The following is an 18,894-nucleotide window of genomic DNA, read 5'->3' as shown; positions in this document are numbered from 1 at the left end:
TCACATTTAGGGACAAAGGGCCATCAAATCACAAATCCTTCTGCAAAAAGGTAAACAGGAAAATTTGTCTCGGCCTTCCCCTCGGAACCTTCTCCAGTCCGGATATTTCAACCAGATCATTGTCGATCCAAAGCAGCAGCAGACGGTGAGCACTTCTCACTGTAATGTCCAGCAGATTCGCGAGCTCGTGAACCTTATATTCATATTTACCAAACCGGGCGCGCTGATGAAGCAGCTTGCTCAAATAGGCGCTCGTCATGCCGGCATCCTCCGCCCGTTTTATAAGGGCTGCATCGGTAAAGGACAACACATCCTGTACAGGATCGGCCATCTCCAGCGGACCGATGAGCGTGCCGTCTTCACGAACGATAAAGCAGGCGTTTCCCCCCGCTTCCTTCGCCTTTCTCATCGCGATGCGGGCATTCGTGCCGGCAGCACTAGCGGTTCGTCCAAATCCCATGCCGATACTGAGTGAAATACCATGCGACTTGTTGACGTCCTTGGCGAGAGGAATGGTCTTATACCCCCCGGTTTCCCTCTCAAATATTCCCCGCGTTGTAAAGAACAGATACTCATCACCGCCCATGTGGGTGAGATATCCATCCAGCGATTCTACATAGTCCAGCACCATTCGGTGAATATCCAGCTTCAGCTTCTGAACCTCATGCTCGTTGTTCCGTTTCAGAGCTTGTGTGCCGAAATCGTCTACATTAATCATGCCGACCACAATCTGTCCTTCTTTACTCCGACGTGACGCTGTTGACAGCAACGCCCTCTCCAGAGAAACAATGATGTCTTGATCCGAAGGAAGTAGCCATACGTTCGGTATACCTCTGCGGCTCAGCTCATGTGCCGCTGCCTCCATTCCGGTAAAAGCAATCGAGCAATTTCCCGAATTGTAGTTTCCTTCATGAAAGTCGGCGAGTTTATTTTTGGACGTATACGCCGGTCCGTCGTAAATCACACTCTCCACATCCGTAATATCCATATCCTTCAGCGTTCGTCTCACCATGGCTTCAGTCAATGTGTCCACAGAGATGCCTCTGTTCAGCTTCCCTGTATGCCGGGCATAAAAAAGCGCTTTATACAATCCGGCATCCGTGACTGGAACATGATGCACAGGTATCGTAATCGTCATCTGCTCTTTAACCTTCCGGTGAGACAGTGGATCGGAAAGAATCAGCACCTCCACTTCCCCACTGATCCGTTCCGCAAGGGCCGGAGCTTCATCTTCATGCTGAATTATCAGCGGCACAGGCGCAAATGAAGGAAATGTCTCAATGACCCTCATGATCTTATCCACTATCGTTTGAGGGCCGATAATTCCAATGCGGATCTGCCCGACTAGTTTATTTCTATCTGTCATTGAATGCTCACTCCCGCATATTCCCTATTGGGTCGCCACCGTTAACAGGCGGTACCGTCTACCTAAATCATACCTCTTCATGCAGATTTATCAAGCTTCAGAAATCAATGATAAGTTGCCTGCTAGTGGTCGCCAGTTTCAATTCCATCACTTTTTGCGGAGCTTCCGGTGAGGACTCAGAACTCACCGGTTATGATAAGTCTTAATTATCAATTTAGGATAAAATTAAGGCAGCCCCCTTACGGCTGCATTAAGCCAGGGACTGCCTATATTTAAATCATTAATACTTCCAGAGCATGGCCACCAGTTGAAAACCACAGCCAATGGTCCAGAAACAAACGGTATCACCGCGCTGAATCCGCCCGCTTTCAATGCCTTCATAAAGTGCAATGAACGGACTGCTAGTTCCGGTATATCCAAAGCGGTCACCAACGTAAACGATTTGGGAATCATCCAGTTCAAGATGCTCTTGGATCTTCAGAATATTACCCATGGAAAACTGTGAGAAACAGTAAGCCTTCACGTCCTGAGCGGTTAAACCATTTCGACTCAGGAGCTTGTCTAGCAGCGTAAAGGTCGGCGGCATTGCCAGATGCCCGTCGAAAGGCAGCCACTGAATCGACTTGCCGCCCGCTTCCTCCTTCACCATCTTTGCCAGTCCCTGTGCCGGATACATAATTTTCTCCGGAAGGATGGAATGTGTGGAGTACTGGCAATCGATTAAGCCCTCTTCTTCTTCACTCTGCTCAAGAATGACAGCACATGCCGCATCCCCATAGTTGGCATAAGTGATTTCATCTTCGGGGTTACAGAGCAATGTATTGTAATCAGAACCGATAACGAGTGCTCTTTTACAGTCCGGATTCCCGCTCATGTAACGACTGGCTTGGTCAACGGCAACTGTCATCCCCGCACAGTTCGCATTGGAATCCATCACAAGGGCATCAGTCTTCCCTTGAATGGCAGCATGCACAAACATCGCATTGGACGGATACGTCGTTTCTGGCACCTGAGTTGAGAACATGATCATATCCATATCTTCTCCGGTCAAACCCGCCTTCGCAAGCACTCTGCGCGCAGCTTCGATCCCCATCGTCAGACCATTTTCCGTGTCATTGTCGATGATATAGCGACTCTCCCGTCCCATGAACTCTAGGAAATTCGTTATATCCTTGCCCTTCGCCTTATAATGAGAAATGTAAAATTCATTATCTACCGAATGATTCGGATGATAGATATCGATTGATTTCAACCGAATACGCTGCATATATAACAGCTCCATTCCAATCTGTTTATTTTACGATTACTTCGATATTAGAAAGTCCCGCCATTCGTGCGACACGTCCCAACTGCATCTTTATAATCGATTGTGACTCGGTTACGATAAAGTTCACTTTGGCAAAACCAGTTTCTTTATATCGTGTAAAGGACCCCTGCAATTTATCAACTTCACCGGGTGTCAGCAAATCCATCGTTCTGCAGTCCACTTCAAGCAAATACTGTGATGCGTCAATGGATGAAGTCTTGACCACATAATCATTCACAAAATTCTCATAATCCTGTGCGGTAAACGTACCACTTACCATCATCTCCATGGTCTTCATTGCTTCATTGATTTCGATGCTGAAAGCTTTCTGGGTCATTTCAAATTTCCCTGCCCTTCTCCAATAATAATATATTCCTGCTGTTAACTGCACTCAATATCACTTTATAAGTACAGTTCCCCATAAGGGTATTCCTCTTATTTATCGGACAATTCACGCTCATTCTTAACCTTGTATTGATCATTTCCAACAACCTACACCCCCTTTGAAGCAAAAAAGGATATGACTGCATTTCCTCGAATCTAATGTATAAAGCAACGCGGAACAACAAGCTTACACTCAGCGGCAGGAGGTGCTCATCCGCCATGCGACGCATTTATATAGATATCGTTCATTCACCACCCCAGGGACAAATGGACCTGAGCCTATTGTTTTTTGGCAAGGAAGAATGTGTGGCTGGTCACTCATGGGGACCGGGACTGCGTGATTCTTATATTCTTCATTACATCCACAGCGGCTGCGGCGTCTTTTCTATTCATGATCAGACTTACCGCCTGCATTCGGGACAAGGGTTTCTGATTCCGCCAGGCGTTCTTGTATACTACTGTGCTGATGAGCAGGATCCATGGACATACTCGTGGTTCGGTTTTCGTGGGCTTCATGCAAAGTCTCTTCTGCAAAGATCACATTTGTCATCACATCATCCTATTTTTCAGGTCGGCTGCATGAGCAAAACCGAAGCCACGGAGAAGGGATCTGTTACCGGATTCGAAACTTATCATGATGAACTGATGGCAGCCCGCGAGGAAAGAAGCCGTGATGTGCTCAGCCTGAGTATCCTGTACCGGTTAATGGCCGAGTTAATTCAGAGTTCTCCGGAAGCGCTGGCACAGCCTAAGCCCTCGGTCTCAAAGGAAGCCTATGTACGGCAAGCCATTGAATTTATCGAGAATAATTACAGCCAGAGGATCAGCATTATGGACATCGCACGCTCCGTCGGGCTGGACCGGACCTACTTGTCAGGCCTGTTTAAATCACAGTTCGGGATATCCCTTCAGACTTTTTTGCTGGAATATCGAATGAACCGTGCGTCTGAGCTGCTGCAGAACAAGGATCTGTCGATCAGTGATATTTCAAGATCCGTTGGATACATTGATCCGTTCCTCTTCTCCAAAATGTTCAAAAAGGTCACCGGCTTATCACCCCGGAATACGAGAAACGGAGATGATTAACGGTCAACCTGTTGAGCCTCTTAACAAAAAATCACCCCGATCCAATCGATCGGAGTGATTATGACATGCGTACTTATGAGGATAATCGTGCAGTCTACCAGCCGAAATCCATCGTTTTTCCGGTTTCGACAAATGTTTTGATGCTGCTGAGAATCATCCACCAGGAGTCGCCTGCTTTGCTGAATGAAGGATGATCCGGTGTGTAGTTGTCGTTGACCAGTGTCAGCTTCGTACATTTCCCCACCGTGTCCAGTGTAAACGTAATTCTGGATTCTAGCTCAGCATGATTCGAATAATAAGCTGGGCCAGGATGCTCGGTGAGACTCAGCTTCTGCTGCGGCTCATATGCCAGCACGGTGCCGTATACATGAACGGTTTCGTCACCTTCTGCTCCAGGACCAACGTACTGATACGGCTCTCCGACTACGAAAGATGACTTGATAACGGAACCGAAAAACGCACTGCGTGTGCCCTCGGGTGAAACCAGCGCATTCCATACCTGCTCTTTATTAGCATCGATATAAAAATCATACTTCAACTCCATGAGATCCGCTCCTTTTTTAACGAAAGAATAGATGTACTAGACGGTTTTACAGTTGATATGATGAGTATAACTTTTTAAGTAGAGCCAAGTATTGTAAAAACGCGACAAATGGTATTTTTTTCACTCTTGGCGTACGAGAACGCCGGGGGTTATTTTTTTGGAAGATTAATTATTGACCGTGGAAAGTTACTATATTATGAATTATTTGGTGAAAGTAAAACCTTCTACTCCTTTTAGCCGATAAATAATTTGAGAAATAATAGAAAAAGAGAGGATCAAATTGAAAAACGAGGACAGGCTATCAGCTGCCCGTTGGGGAAACCGGGAAGCAGAATTCTGAGATGAACAAGAAAATTTCTAGGTGGAGGTCGACAATGAAACGATTGATGGCAGCGCTGTTAAGCTTGGTGTTAATCCTTACGGCTCATTCAGGTACGATACAAGCCAAGGGGAATGACACAAGTGCCGTTAGCGAACAGCAATATACACGTATCGGCGAGGATTACGACATTCTTGACGAGAATGTTCTACTGGCGAAAAACGATGGAACCGTATGGACTTGGGTCATAAATAAAGATTCTTTAAAAACTTTAGATTGCTATATAGCTGAAATGTTCCAAATTCCGGGCTTGCAGGATGTGAAACAATTTAGATACAAATCGCGAGAGGAGAACAGTAGAGCTATCATTAACTACGTTGCGTTAAAAAAGGATGGAACCGTATGGTATTGGGACTCCAAAATCACTAAAACCGACGATACTATTATACATAGTCCTATGGATACTCCATCGCCTATCAAAGATTTGAATAACGTAACTTCACTCGTCGCCGATTTTTTCGACAGTTCTAACTTCAAGACCTTGTTCGTATTAAAATCAGACGGTTCGGTTTGGAGTTGGGGAAGCGAACTGGGGGATGCCTCGTCGATTCCAATTCAATCGAAGCTGCTTGATGATGTCGCATCCATAAGCTCGGCGAACGGTTTCGCATACGCGGTTAAAAAAGATGGTTCGGTTTGGAGTTGGAGCACAAGTGAGTACCTTCCGTATAATATCTCTAAAAGCAAAGGTCCAGAGCAGGTCAAGGGTCTTAATGATATCGTCAACATAGAGGTGGGCTCTTATCCAAACTTTGCTTACAAGAAAGACGGCACGGTCTGGTCCTGGTCGGCGTATAACCCTGCAAGTGTTCCCGAACAATTACATGGAGCAACAGGCGCGCGAAGTATTGTTGAATTTAGTATGATGTTGCAAGATCAATTTATTGATTCCATTTATGCTTTGCGAACGGATGATCAGCTTTGGTCCGTGTACAACGACGATAAAGTGTTCCTCGGGCTTACGGATATCGCCTCCGTACACAATAAGGTCAAGGACAGGTATTCTAAATGGTATTATGCCTTGAAAAAGGATCAGACCTTGTGGGCATGGGAAGATAATTTGTATTCCTTGCCGAAGCTGGTTGTGTTTACGAAAGGAATGGCAGCTACTGGTGATCAAACTGGAGTAACAGGCACGTCAACTGGTGATAGCTCGGGGACAACAGGCACACCCATCGGCGGTCAAACTGAAAAAACAACCCAACCGACGGGTAGTCGTCCTGAAACAACAGACCAACCAACTGCTGGTCGCTCAGAGACTAAAGCTCAACCTGTTATACGGACTTCGCCGGAAATTAGCCTTTTTCCGTTTATCACGATGCTGAAGCCTGGTGAACAACAGACTATTACCGCAAGCAATGTGCTTCCTGGGACCAAAATAACGTACACTATTGGCGATCCAAGCATAGGAACCTTATCGAATGTGAATGGCATACCGATCGTAACCGCGTATAAATCCGGACAAACTATTGTACGGGCAACCGCAACCAGGGCCGGTTTTCCAAACGAGACCGCCTACTTCTTGTTGTATATCGTTGAAGGCAGCATGCTGTCCGATACGTATTTCACTGCCGTCCGGTCTATCCCTGACGCTGACAAGAAGAATTCGGTTACCGTGGAGGGTCTGACTCAAGCGGGAGAGCTTGTGATCACGGCCGCAAGCAGCGAAAAGCCGACTCCCGTTAACGGCCAGCTCCTCATAACGCCCGAACTGATTGACCGCTTAGCCGGCAATGCGTCAAAGGCGAAGTCAGCGGTAAAGCAGGCGCTGTCGGAGAACAGGATTGCGCTTGCGAGAGAGTTAATCGTGAATGCAGAAATTTTGCCCTCGCCCGGACAAAATGAATATATTTTCAAGCTGTACAAGGATAGCTTAGTTGGTCGGAAGGATATCGACTATATTACCGTTCTTGCGGGGGATGCGAAGTTGGTGCTGAATGTTGCGACCGCAGATCGCCTGTTCGATTCGCTTCCGGTAATTGTGATTCGTCTGGTCAAAGAAAATAACGGCGGATATCGCGTACAATTTTCAGATGAACAAGGTCAGGAGCTTCCGAACGTATCAAGTAACATCCTGCTCATTCTGCCTACAAAGCAGACGAATGCGACACATACCAGTGTGTTCTATTCAAATGGAAAAAAGGCGCGGCCGATCGGCGGAAAGTTCAATCCGTCCCAAAACGGCATGGAAGCGGAAATCAACCGTTCCGGGGCGTATTTCGTGGACGAAAATTCCAAGTCGTTTCCTGATGTTGACGATCGAGATCCAGAGCTGCAGCAAGCGGTACAGTTTCTGGCCTCCAAAGGTATCGTTACCGGGAAAGACAATGGCAATTTTGAACCTGATTCCCTGCTCACCCGTGCAGAGTTCACGGCTATGCTTGTAAGAGCTTTTTATGCTTTGGATGAAACGGCGACGGAGAGTTTCTCAGACGTGCATCCGTCGCAATGGCATCATCCATATATCGCTTCATCCGAAAAAAAGCATATCGTCGAAGGTTATCCAGATGGCACGTTTAAGCCGGATCACACGATATCCCGGGAAGAAATGACCGCGATCGGCGCAAGATCCCTGCATGAAAAGAAACATTATTTTTACCCTATGAATACAGAGGATTACCTGAACCAATTCGTGGACAAAGAAACGATATCCAATTGGGCCAAGCCAACGATGTCCTTGGCTGTGAAGCAGCGCTTGATCGATGTTCCCGCTGATAAACGGATTAAAGCTCGCGAGGCTGTCACGCGCGGGGAAGCTGCCCGAATGCTGTACCGGCTTTATTTGCAGCTTTGACCATACAGGCCCCAAAAAAAACGGAAAGAAGCACAGATAATTACAGAAAAAAACGCCCTCCCGACTTCCATAGGAAAGCGGGAGGGCGTTTATATATACTTCACGTATTAGTCATAGGAGACACAGGACTTAGCCGCTCTATCTGACTCCATTATTTCAAGAAATCCTTCTTGTCCAGGGCACGATCAACAAGGCGAACCTCACTGATCCATCCGTTGAATACGCCGTCCAATTTATTAGCGTAATGACTTGCACCGACCATCCATGGCTGGTCAACTGAAGTGAGTCCGTAAGCTCTTGTGTCCGGGTTTCGCAGTACCTCGACACCATCAATATACATTGTGGTCGAAGTCCGATCATTCACAATCGAGATATGATGCCAGTTGTCATCCATCTCCCAGGACCAGTTAGTCTGCTCGCTGTCGTAATTTACAGGATACACGGCCCACTGGATTTCACGCAGGCTGGAGACGGACATCGTAGCCAATGGCGCATCCGCATCTCCAGCCATTTTGCCGGCATCCTTCCCGGTTCCAAGACGCCCTAAAATGCCCATCCAAGAGTGCTTGTCGCTTTGAAAATCAGGACTGAGCTTCACAATCGCTTCTACGGTATATCCATTCTCAAAGTTTTGTTTATTTAACGGTGCGTTATCCGAGGTCTGCAAATAAGACCCTTTTTCCTGTGTTTTATCACCAAAGAAGCGGATGCCTGAGCGGCTTTGCGGATTTTGCGAATTCCCCTTATACCATATCAAATCCTCCGGTGAAGCATTGCCTGCATCCTTACGGTACAGATCGTTTCCTTGATTGGTTAAGTCTCGCACGACGGGGGTTCCGTTACCTGCAACAGCTTGACCTTCCGAGGTGGTACGATTTTCAAAACGCCAGTGTGCCTGCGTACCTTCTATACTCGGAACTTCCTTGTCAACCTGAATGGCCGGCTGGAATCCGGAAAACCGCTCTTCAAAATCCATGGTAATGGTAAAATCATTAAAATCATCGACCAGTTTTTCCTCATCAAAAATCGTTCTTTGGCTCTCCGGCATCTTCATCACCCAAGGGGAGAACGACTCGACATGAATGCGGTTTTTGGCCATATCAAATTCTAGCGTTCTCATCAATCCGTTGCCACCGTGAAAAGCACTTTGGTAATCCACGACCATCATGACCACATCGTTGCCCTTTTCATTCTTCATTACCTTATGAGCATAGCCGTGATGATGACCGTTGACCGTTAAGAAAATCTGATCATTCTTCTTGATCAGCGTGTCCCACAAGTACTGACCATGGTCAGTCATGACCGCTTTCTTCTTATCACCCGATATGTTAAGCAATTGGTGAGTAAACAGCATAACCGGATAGTCTGGATGCTTGTCGATAACCTCCTGAGCCCACGTCAAAGATTCCTCAGACGCTCTCCAATCCAGGAACAGAGTAATATATTTCTTGCCCGCCCCTTCAAATATGTAGTAGGAGTTAAAACCATTCTCCGAGTGACCGCCAAAGCCCGGAATCGACTTCATCCGATCGGCAGAAAAATAGTTCAAAAACGGCTCATTCTTCAGATCACGTTCATTATCTTTTTGGCTCGGATCCAAGACATCATGATTGCCTGCCAGATATCCGTAAGGAAGCTTGGCCTTATCCAGTATCTGCATCACTTCGTCTGCGTTTTGCCACTCATAACTTTCGTTAACTCTGTCAACGATATCCCCCAGATGTGAGGTGAATACGATGTTCTCCTGTTCAGCATTTTTCTTGATCCATTGTGTCTGCGACATAGAGATTTCATTTTTATAACGAGCATATTTTTGCGTATCAGGCAAAATAGCGACCTTGAAGCTGTCGTTCTCCTCTGAAGCACCAGACTTGGCTGTTGCCGGGCTGATGTCTACGAAAATCCCTATGATCAGCGTGGCTGACAACAGGATGGCTAAAGCTCTTCTAAATGGTTTCATTCTGAGTTGTCCCTCCAAAATTAAGATATGGAATTATCTTAGAATTAATATGTTATCGGAGCATAAACAGAATTGCTGTTTTTGGTTAAACCGGATTTTTCCAGCACATTCAAAAGTCCCATTATCTAGATTTTAGGTTTTACCCTGTTGACAAATTGCTAAGCGATCGTTAATAATGTATATGAACAGTTGATCATATACAAATAAAGTTTTGGAGGAACAAGGTATGAGCCATTCACATAGTCACGATCATCATGGACACAATCACGGACATCAGCATGCACATGGACACGGAGGCAAAAATAACGCTAAAGGACTTACATTCGCATTAATCATTACAAGCAGTATTATGGTATTGGAATTCTTCGGCGGATTGATTACGAACAGCCTAGCCCTTCTCTCTGATTCCGGACACATGCTCAGTGATGTCGCAGCTCTTGCGCTTAGCCTGGTTGCAATGTGGTTTGCCACCCGGCCGGCTTCACCTAGTAAGACTTACGGTTTTTTCCGGTTTGAGATTTTGGCCGCCCTCTTCAATGGCATCTCTCTCTTTGTCATCGCCGGATTTATTTGCTGGGAGGCCTACGGGCGCTTCATGGAGCCCCCAACTGTCGCCAGCGGCTCCATGATGCTGATCGCCTTCATTGGACTCCTTGCCAATCTGCTCAGTGCATGGTCCTTAATGCGGAAGAGTGACATTAAGAATAATATTAACGTCCGCAGCGCATACCTTCATGTTATCGGAGATGCCCTTGGTTCTGTTGGTGCCATTGTGGCTGGCCTTCTGATGTGGCTGTTCGATTGGTATATTGCGGATCCGATCGTGAGTGTTTTTGTCGCCCTGCTCATCCTGAAAGGGGCATGGAATGTGATCAAAACAACCATTCACGTTCTCATGGAAGGCACCCCTGCTTCGATTGATCAAGAGCAGGTTATTCAGACCCTTATGGAAATTGACGGCGTGATAGATGTGCACGACCTGCACATATGGACCATTACTTCCGGACTTGATTCCCTGAGCTGCCACCTGAAGATCACGGATCAAGCTGACAGCCAGCGCGTCCTTCAGCAAGCTATCATCCGAATCGAAGAACGGTTTAAAATTCAGCACATCACCATTCAGGTTGAACAATCTCATATATTACATCCTGAATTCAAAGTTTAATCCAGGGCTAAAATACAACAAACGCCAGCGTGAATACGCCGGCGTTTGTTGTTTCCGTCAGGTGAATACGTTATTCATTTTCAATGGAAAATATATCGTCACCATGGTTCCCTGCCCTACAACACTGGATATAGACATTCTGCCTTTATGTGTATCCAAGATCTTCTGGACAATCATCATACCAAGGCCATTTCCCTCCGGCTTCGTTGTATGGAACGGCTCTCCAATCCGATCCATTACATCTTCCGTCATACCTGAACCATTGTCGGTGAAGGAGATAATTTGACAGCTGTCTTTCACATCCAGCAAGATGTCAATGTTCCCACCAAAGGGAAGTGCCTCCATAGAGTTTTTCAAAATATTCAGAAATACCTGCTTAACTTGGTTCCGATCACAAGTGATCTCCTGGCTGTGAAGACATTCCGTCCGAATCTCCACATGGTTAAGCGCCGCCTGGATTCCGAACACGTGCAACACTTCTTTTAAGATCGTCTCGCACTGCTCCTGCTTGAACTGGACCGCTTGAGGCTTGCCCAGAATTAAAAACTCACCGACAATCAGGTTCATCCGCTCAAGCTCAGACATGATCAGATTATAATGGCGCAGTTTAGCGTCTTGACTGGATAACTGCAGTAATCCCTTCACCGTAGTTAGAGGATTACGCACCTCGTGAGCAATACTTACTGCAAGCTGGCCGGCGAACACCAATTTTTCCGTATTCCGCAGCACTTCCTCGGTGTTCTTCATTTCGGTAATATCACGCAGACTCCCTACCACTCCGGTCATAACACAGTTCAGATCATACACAGGCAGTACATCGAGAATGTAATAGTGGACAACTCCGTTTATTGAGATGGATAACTCCTGGCCGATACATTGATCGCGGTTCTCTATGACCTGTTTAAAATAACAACCTATCTCATTTATTCCGAATACAGGAGCCCCTAGGTAAGCTCTTTTGTTCGCAGCGTCAAGGTTTAATATTTTCATACTGTTTTCGTTCATTTGAACGACATTACCTGCCGGATCTGTAACTAACACCCCGTAATAGTTCGTCTCCATCAGCAGTTGGTTCAAAATATGAAGCTGACTGTTCTGCTTGCGCAGCGTCAGTTCCCGCTTCACAGAATCTGCAATCGTACTCAGCAGTGACATTAGATGGGGGTGAGCAAAATCAACATCCGTCATCAAAGAGATCGTTCCTGCAATCGAATTTCCTCCTTCGAAGTAAAAGGGAGCCGAATAGCAGGCGATACGGTGCAGAGCATCATGATAATGGTCCTTGCCAATCAACTGGAAGGGCCGCTGGCTAAGAAGACATAGATCAATGGAGTTCGTTCCGGCGTCTTCATTATATCTTACACCTTCTGCAATACCGAGCTGGTTTACGGTTTCTAAAATAGAAGGGTTACCTACAAATTCAAGAACGTATCCCTCATAATCAGTAATCTGAATTACGATCGGGTTGTCAGAAACAGAAGCAAGGAATTTTTCCACAAAATAGTGGATAACTTCAATACATTCCATGTAGATTTTTTGTCTATCTACTAGCTGTTTCTCAGAAAGACGACAGATAAACTTTGGAGGAACACTTGGATCTATCCCCTTATTCCTGCATTGTTGTTTAGATTTCCGTATAATCTCCTCATCCGTTAGTCCATCGTATAATCTATTCATGTGACATACCCCATTTTTCATGCTGTCGTAGAAATCTATCTTTCTGATATTCTACCATCCCTGCGTTTATCATTCACCCCGCCTTTTTATCAAATAGAATTTACTTCTCTGATATTTAAGGGATTAAATGGTGTGTATCACGAAAATAATTGCGATTGTAAAGTAAGCTGGGGTGAGTCGGATTCTTTTGCAACGCATACTCATTGTGCTCAAATGCCTTCCTAAAATCTCCGATCCGGTCATAACATAAGCACAGTTGTAAATGAGGATACCACGTAGAAGCGTTCCGGTTTGACATGCCCATTGTTTCCAGAGGAGGGATTTCAGTCGCAAGTTGGTACCAGAATGCAGCAGTCTCGTATTTCTTCTCTCCAAAGAAATACTCCCCGAGAGCACAGGATACTTCGGGACGCGGTATTTCGTAACGGAGCGCCCGTGCCAAAGATTCAAATCTCTTAGACTGATTGCCCATATGCGTATAACACTCCGACAATTTCAGACAAGCCTGAATATTGTCTTCAATCCACCCCTCTTCGGTAGTCAGCATCAGGTCATAATAACGGGCAGCTTCCTCGTATAAGGCGTGATCCCTTAGTTCATTGGCAAAGTAGTAAAGATCTCGGGTTGAAAACGTCTCACCAACTTGCTGCCGCTTGCGGTAAATCTGTAAATTCCGATCCGTATAGGATTTCTGTTTATGGTGGGTGATACAGACATCACTATCCAAAAATGTGCCGTAAGCAGCTAAATATTCATGTACTGCACCAATCCATTGGAAGTTACAGTCTCTTCTCACCAACCGGTTCCGGCGTAAACTGGTATTTACGTTGCCCTCGCCGTCAAAGGAAAGGTTATAAGGCATCGTTATCCGATCGATAGACGGGCGTATCATCTGCTTAAGAACCGTAAAACGTTCACGGTCTTGATCCTGCAGAATATCATCCGCATCTAGCCACAATATGTACTGCTTCGTTGCCTTCGTGAAGGAAAAATTCCGTGCAGCTGCGAAATCGTCAATCCACTGAAAGTCGAACACCCGATCTGTGAATTGGTATGCGATTTCTTTCGTCCTATCTGTTGATCCTGTATCAACTATATTGATCTCGTCCACGATATCTTTAACCGATTGTAGCAACCTTTCGAGCGTTCCCTCCTCTTGACGAACGATCATGCATAAGCTGATTGTAATAGGTGTACCCTGCTCTGAGCATCCCTCACTGGCTTTAAGAGAATCCTGCGAGTTTATATTTGTAGAACGAGGGGACTCTTTCGCGTCTCTTTCTTCTTTCTCGTCTTTCGATAGTTCTTGCTTTTCATAGCATGGAAAAGTTTCCATAAAGGATCCTCTTGAAGGGGAACAATAAACGCCCGCTCCTAATGAGCGGGCGTTTTCCGATGTCTGATCCGTCGATCCGGTATCTACCTCGATCATTTCGTCCACCATATCTTTAACACTCGTAAGACAGCCGCCAATCCACTGTTGTTCATCTCTATCCATCATGCGCAGTGATAATGTCTTTCCCCGCACAGGCGCCCTCCTTTAAAAAACATGAATCCAACTGCCTGAACCGCAACGGCTGAGGCAGAGCATTCTCTCCTCACAAATTATATTCAGAGAGGCTATAGAATAGCACACCTCAAATGGACACCTGATTACAAAGGGATACATTCTTCCAACTAGGGATAAGTATCTACAAAATGTAATATTTTACTTTAAAATCAATTATTGTTGAAAAGGGCGCTCATCAGTAATAACAAAACTACCAACATTCATTAAGGAGGGACTCATATCACAATGGAGTTATGGCTTCCAAAGTGGAGCGAAATGTACTTGCATGTTAAATGGTTTACGAAGGATCATACGTGGATCCCCCAGCCGATGTCTCAGGTTATTAACACATCTTTCCTCTTTTGGCTCGGGTTCACGGTAATCGTACTACTCCTCTTGGCGTTCTTCCACGATACACTTGAACGCATCCCGTTCATCAGGCGTATTCATGAATGGCTAAATCTATTAAAAAAGCAAGGACAGCTCATCCTCCGCATTGGCCTCGGTTTAGGGCTGCTGCTACAGCTCAGCACAGGGACATACCTATCACCTGAATTCACTCCGGAAGCTCACTGGGTAGACATCGTGCTAATCGCAGCCATTGCGGGATTACTTCACCGAAAAACTTTATTTATTAGCAGTACCGCTATACTCCTGTTGTATATTCACGCCACTTTGGTATACGGCATCTTTCATACCCTCGACTATCTGTTTTATCCAGGAATCGTGTATTACCTGTATGTGTGCACAACACGTTGGAGAGCGACAGCAGCCCCTATCCTGTATATATCCACTGGCTTGTCTCTCGCATGGCTTGCCATGGAGAAGTTGACCATTGCCAAGCTTGCGCACTCACTCATGCATGATTACGGTATTCCCACATTGGGATTTAGCGTCGAGGACTTCGTTCTGATCAGCGCCTTCATTGAAATGGGACTCGCCTGGTCATTTATTGTCGGCTTCATGAACAGATTCACCTCAATTCTGCTGACGGGTGTATTTCTAATGACCACCATGGTGTTCGGTATAAAAGAAATCATCGGACACACCATTATCCACACGCTGCTCATCATGTTTCTCATTGAAGGGAGCGGCGATTATAAAACACCATTTCAGTTTCACCGTTCCTCCATACTACGCGGCCTGTTTGTAGCTGTTAATTTTTGTATATTCCTGTTCGGATTGATGGCCTTGTACATCTGGATGGGGCAAGCGGCAATGGCCTGCCACTAAACTTTGCTCAGAATTTGATGAATGCGCTTCCCTGATTTATCATCTATGAAAAGGGCAGAGTTCAAACAAGCATATCGCAGTGTCAGCACAGAATTAACACGGCTGTTGCTCAACCTTCACCCTGGACGGCAAGGGGCTGCCTAGACAAAATCTTATTCAGACTTTGCCTCGGCAGCCCCTTTTACGTTGTATCCTTATTGATTGAGTAGAAATTCCTCGCCTGCAATACCGGGCGAAGTCATATGGTACGGATCCAAAATCACACGGATCTGTTCTTCGGTCAGAAGACCTTTCTCCAAAATAATCTCTTTCACATTCTGTCCTGTCTGCTGCGCTTCTTTCACGAGACGGGAAGCGACATCATACCCCAGATGCGGATTCAAAGCGGTAATAATACCGAAGCTTGTGTCTACATAATGCTTGCATCTGTCGATGTTAGCCTGCAGATCCGCAATGAGGTTTTTGTTGAACACATCCATGCCGTTCTTCAGAATCTTGATGGAATGCATCAAATTGTTCGCCGCGACCGGCATCATGACGTTAAGCTCGAACTGTCCCGCTTCACAAGCCAAACAGATCGTATGATCATTGCCCATGACCTGGAAGGAAATCTGATTCATCACTTCCGCCATTACCGGATTGACTTTGCCCGGCATAATGGACGATCCCGGTTGTCTTGCCGGTACCAATAGCTCATTAAAGCCGGCCTTTGGCCCGGATGCCATCATACGAATGTCATTGCACATCTTGGATATATTGACAGCACAAACCTTCAGCGCCGCCGACAGCTCCAGATAAGCATCCGTATTTTGCGTAGCGTCAACCAGATCCTCAGCCTGCTCCAGAGCTATTTGGGTCTGCTCCTTCAGCAAGCTAACAACACTCTCCATATATTCTACAGGTGCGTTGAGGCCCGTCCCTACGGCCGTCGCGCCCATGTTTATTTGTAACAGACCTTGTGCAGCCCGCTCAATGCGTCCGATGTCTCTGCTAAGCACTTTACCATAAGCGCTGAACTCCTGGCCCAAACGGATTGGCACGGCATCCTGAAGGTGGGTCCGGCCCATTTTGATGACATGGTCAAACTCCTTAGCCTTCTCGTTAATACCGTTAACAAGGTTACGGAATACTATCAGCAGATCCTGTGTCAAACGGTAAGCTGCGATACGAATGGCGGTCGGAATGGCATCGTTGGTCGATTGGGACATATTTACGTGATTGTTAGGATTACAGTAGAAATAGTCCGCTTTTCCCTTACCCATTAACTCCAGCGCCCGATTAGCCAGCACCTCGTTCATATTCATATTAATGGAGGTACCTGCTCCACCCTGAATGGAATCGACGATAAACTCTGAACGAAACTGTCCTTCGATAACCTCATGAGCCGCTTCTACAATGGCATTGCCGATACCTTTTGGAAGCAAACCCAATTGCATATTCGCAAGCGCCGCAGCTTTTTTCACTTCGGCCAGTGCGGAGATCAATTCTCCATGGATAGGAACTCCACTGATCGGAAAATTCTCCACTGCTCTGACCGTATTAATTCCGTAATAAGCCTGTGCGGGAAGCTGTCTCTCACCGAGGAAATCTTTTTCAACCCGATAATTCACGTCCATGATCTTCATCACCATTACCTTTCGAATTCCAGCATGTCATGTCTGGTACTGTAAACATTCGGTTCCGCCTATAATATTCCTTTAATTTTCATAAATATTTTGTAGAATAATCCATGGATTCTTTAGACGGTCATTTCGAACTTATTAAAGCATATCCTTCCCCGAACGGAAAAAGACGCTCTATGTTCAACTTTACAATAATTTCTCAGACTTTTGATTTCATCATTTGCCCACTTTTCAAGTGATTCAAATCACCCGACTTAACCACAGCACTCCCTATACTTAACCATATAGAACAGCTTTTAACTTTAACAGTCACCGCTTCACTCTCTATAGAACTGCTATAAACAGGAGGTTTTACACATGAGTCAAATCACGATAAACACACTTGTTGCCGATATTGTTACCGCTGTTCCTCAGACTGCCGATCTGTTCCGCAAGCTGCGGATTGATTTTTGCTGCGGTGGGAAAATCGCGCTGGAACAAGCATCTCTAAACCGTAACTTAGACCCGCTGCAAGTCCTCTCTGAGGTATTAGAAATAGACAAGAAGCAAAAGGAGTATGCGGAACAACACATGGCCGCGGAGCGCAGTGAAAAAGAACTGATCACCTACATTCAACAAAAGCACCACGCTTTTTTAAGAGACGAGCTGCCCCAGCTAACTCCATACGTTACAAAACTTGCTCGTGTGCATGGGGAGAACCATCCTCATCTCTTACGTGTACAGGAAATCTACTCTAGTCTGAAGCAAGAGCTTCTGGAACATACCGAGGATGAGGATCAGGTTGTATTTCCACGGATCATCGATTTCGTGAATGAACCAACGGCCATAGCCGCTGAGGCACTCAAACCCCATGTTCTGGAGCTTGAGAACGAGCACGAAGCCGCAGGCGATCTGCTCAAGGAGCTTCGTGAAATCACACATGACTTCGAACCGCCTGCCGATGCCTGCGGCACGTATCGTCTCGTATACCAACGTCTGGCGGCAATCGAGAAGGACACCTTTGAGCATATCCATCTAGAGAATAATGTATTATTCGAAAAGGTCCGCGCAGCCATGTAAGTAAGAAAGACCTGTCCCGTTACGATCTAGGGCAGGTCTTTTTGCTATTGTTGAAGGGATATAACATCAAACTGACAAAAAACCGTTCCGGATAGACCCTAGGTCTAAACGAAACGGGTTTTTGCATGCCGACTATATCGCTGATGTATCTACAAACAGCGTATCCACAAAACTTCTGCAATACTCATCGGCAATCTGCTCCGCACCGTATCCCTTATCGCGCAAATACAGAATAATATCAGCCCGTGGAAGTGATGACAGTAATATGGATGTGAATTCTGGATCCATCGGCTTCAGCTCTCCTTGCTCAGCCGAATGCTCCAGAAGGCTTTTTATCTGTAATCGTAGATAAGTGAACGGCTGGTTTTCACACAGCTCGTTCTTGGTATCCTCCAGTCGGCCGGTGGACAGTATAATCCGCAGCCATTCCAGATCTTCATTGAAGTGAAGAATCAGTCTAGTCATAATAGTCCGAATCCGGACGGCAACCGGTTCGTCACCGCTGCCCCGAAGGTAGTCATCCAATTCTTGCATAAATCGATCGATCTTCGCTTCCATCAAGAAGAAGCAAATTTTGCTCTTGCTAGGATAACGGCGATACAAGGTACCTTGACCTATACCAGCTGTTTTCGCCACCTGATGCATAGAAACGTCCTCGACTCCGTATTTGTCAAATAAAGCTTGAGCCGTATCCAGAATCTTTTGACCTAATTCGTCATTCTCTTTTCTACTCGCCAATGCATGCATTCCTCTCTAATCGAATACACGGC

At 45.9% G+C, this 18,894-nt stretch carries 14 protein-coding genes; 5 read left to right on the top strand and 9 right to left on the bottom strand.

Going from position 1 to position 18,894, the window contains the following annotated elements:
• Positions 1-28: 28 nt before the first annotated feature.
• The 3 genes from MNQ98_RS02335 to MNQ98_RS02325 form a co-directional block, all read right to left on the bottom strand.
• Positions 29-1,366, bottom strand: a complete 1,338-nt coding sequence (locus tag MNQ98_RS02335) for a hypothetical protein (RefSeq protein ID WP_241931740.1) — start codon at positions 1,364-1,366, stop codon at positions 29-31.
• 280 nt (positions 1,367-1,646) lie between these two features.
• Positions 1,647-2,633, bottom strand: a complete 987-nt coding sequence (locus MNQ98_RS02330; protein WP_241931739.1) for a 3-oxoacyl-[acyl-carrier-protein] synthase III C-terminal domain-containing protein — start codon at positions 2,631-2,633, stop codon at positions 1,647-1,649.
• A 25-nt stretch (positions 2,634-2,658) separates the two neighbouring features.
• Positions 2,659-3,009 (bottom strand): hypothetical protein, encoded by a 351-nt coding sequence (locus MNQ98_RS02325; RefSeq protein WP_241931738.1) that lies wholly within the window; start codon positions 3,007-3,009, stop codon positions 2,659-2,661.
• A gap of 266 nt (positions 3,010-3,275) precedes the next feature.
• On the opposite strand from MNQ98_RS02325, the gene MNQ98_RS02320 reads away from it, so the two are divergent.
• Positions 3,276-4,142, top strand: coding sequence for an AraC family transcriptional regulator (locus MNQ98_RS02320; protein ID WP_241931737.1), 867 nt, complete (start codon positions 3,276-3,278; stop codon positions 4,140-4,142).
• 94 nt (positions 4,143-4,236) lie between these two features.
• On the opposite strand, the gene MNQ98_RS02315 is transcribed toward MNQ98_RS02320, so the two are convergent.
• Complete coding sequence (locus MNQ98_RS02315) at positions 4,237-4,686, bottom strand: SRPBCC family protein (protein WP_241931736.1); 450 nt, start codon at positions 4,684-4,686, stop codon at positions 4,237-4,239.
• Between the two features lie 374 nt (positions 4,687-5,060).
• Between MNQ98_RS02315 and MNQ98_RS02310 the strand changes: the two genes are divergently transcribed.
• Positions 5,061-7,859, top strand: coding sequence for an S-layer homology domain-containing protein (locus tag MNQ98_RS02310; protein WP_241931735.1), 2,799 nt, complete (start codon positions 5,061-5,063; stop codon positions 7,857-7,859).
• A gap of 151 nt (positions 7,860-8,010) precedes the next feature.
• Here MNQ98_RS02310 and MNQ98_RS02305 read toward each other — a convergent pair whose 3' ends face one another.
• Positions 8,011-9,819: a LamG-like jellyroll fold domain-containing protein gene (locus MNQ98_RS02305; protein WP_241931734.1), complete on the bottom strand. Its 1,809-nt coding sequence runs from the start codon at positions 9,817-9,819 to the stop codon at positions 8,011-8,013.
• Positions 9,820-10,045: 226 nt separating this feature from the next.
• Between MNQ98_RS02305 and MNQ98_RS02300 the strand changes: the two genes are divergently transcribed.
• Entirely contained in the window at positions 10,046-10,984 is a 939-nt protein-coding gene (locus MNQ98_RS02300) for a cation diffusion facilitator family transporter (protein ID WP_241931733.1), read from the top strand.
• 57 nt (positions 10,985-11,041) lie between these two features.
• On the opposite strand, the gene MNQ98_RS02295 is transcribed toward MNQ98_RS02300, so the two are convergent.
• Together MNQ98_RS02295 and MNQ98_RS02290 are read right to left on the bottom strand one after the other, a co-directional pair.
• A complete protein-coding gene (locus MNQ98_RS02295) occupies positions 11,042-12,661 on the bottom strand; it encodes an ATP-binding protein (protein ID WP_241931732.1) in 1,620 nt (539 codons plus the stop codon).
• A gap of 115 nt (positions 12,662-12,776) precedes the next feature.
• A complete protein-coding gene (locus MNQ98_RS02290; protein WP_481856756.1) occupies positions 12,777-13,832 on the bottom strand; it encodes a glycosyltransferase in 1,056 nt (351 codons plus the stop codon).
• Positions 13,833-14,456: 624 nt separating this feature from the next.
• On the opposite strand from MNQ98_RS02290, the gene MNQ98_RS02285 reads away from it, so the two are divergent.
• Entirely contained in the window at positions 14,457-15,443 is a 987-nt protein-coding gene (locus MNQ98_RS02285; RefSeq protein ID WP_208916155.1) for a hypothetical protein, read from the top strand.
• 194 nt (positions 15,444-15,637) lie between these two features.
• On the opposite strand, the gene MNQ98_RS02280 is transcribed toward MNQ98_RS02285, so the two are convergent.
• The gene (locus MNQ98_RS02280) at positions 15,638-17,068 is read right to left on the bottom strand and encodes an aspartate ammonia-lyase (protein ID WP_481856711.1); all 1,431 of its coding nucleotides are present in this window, start codon (positions 17,066-17,068) and stop codon (positions 15,638-15,640) included.
• A 354-nt stretch (positions 17,069-17,422) separates the two neighbouring features.
• Here MNQ98_RS02280 and ric point away from each other — a divergent pair, with 354 nt between their 5' ends.
• Positions 17,423-18,124 carry an iron-sulfur cluster repair di-iron protein gene (gene ric, locus MNQ98_RS02275; protein ID WP_241931730.1) on the top strand — a complete coding sequence of 234 codons (702 nt, stop codon included), beginning with the start codon at positions 17,423-17,425 and terminating at the stop codon, positions 18,122-18,124.
• Positions 18,125-18,256: 132 nt separating this feature from the next.
• Here the strand turns inward: ric and MNQ98_RS02270 are convergent, their stop codons facing one another.
• Positions 18,257-18,871: a TetR/AcrR family transcriptional regulator gene (locus MNQ98_RS02270; RefSeq protein ID WP_481856710.1), complete on the bottom strand. Its 615-nt coding sequence runs from the start codon at positions 18,869-18,871 to the stop codon at positions 18,257-18,259.
• Between the last annotated feature and the right edge of the window lie 23 nt (positions 18,872-18,894).

The sequence above is a fragment of the Paenibacillus sp. N3/727 genome, assembly GCF_022637315.1.
Classification (GTDB): domain Bacteria; phylum Bacillota; class Bacilli; order Paenibacillales; family Paenibacillaceae; genus Paenibacillus_AQ; species Paenibacillus_AQ uliginis.
This window is presented reverse-complemented; position numbering and strand designations above follow the sequence as displayed.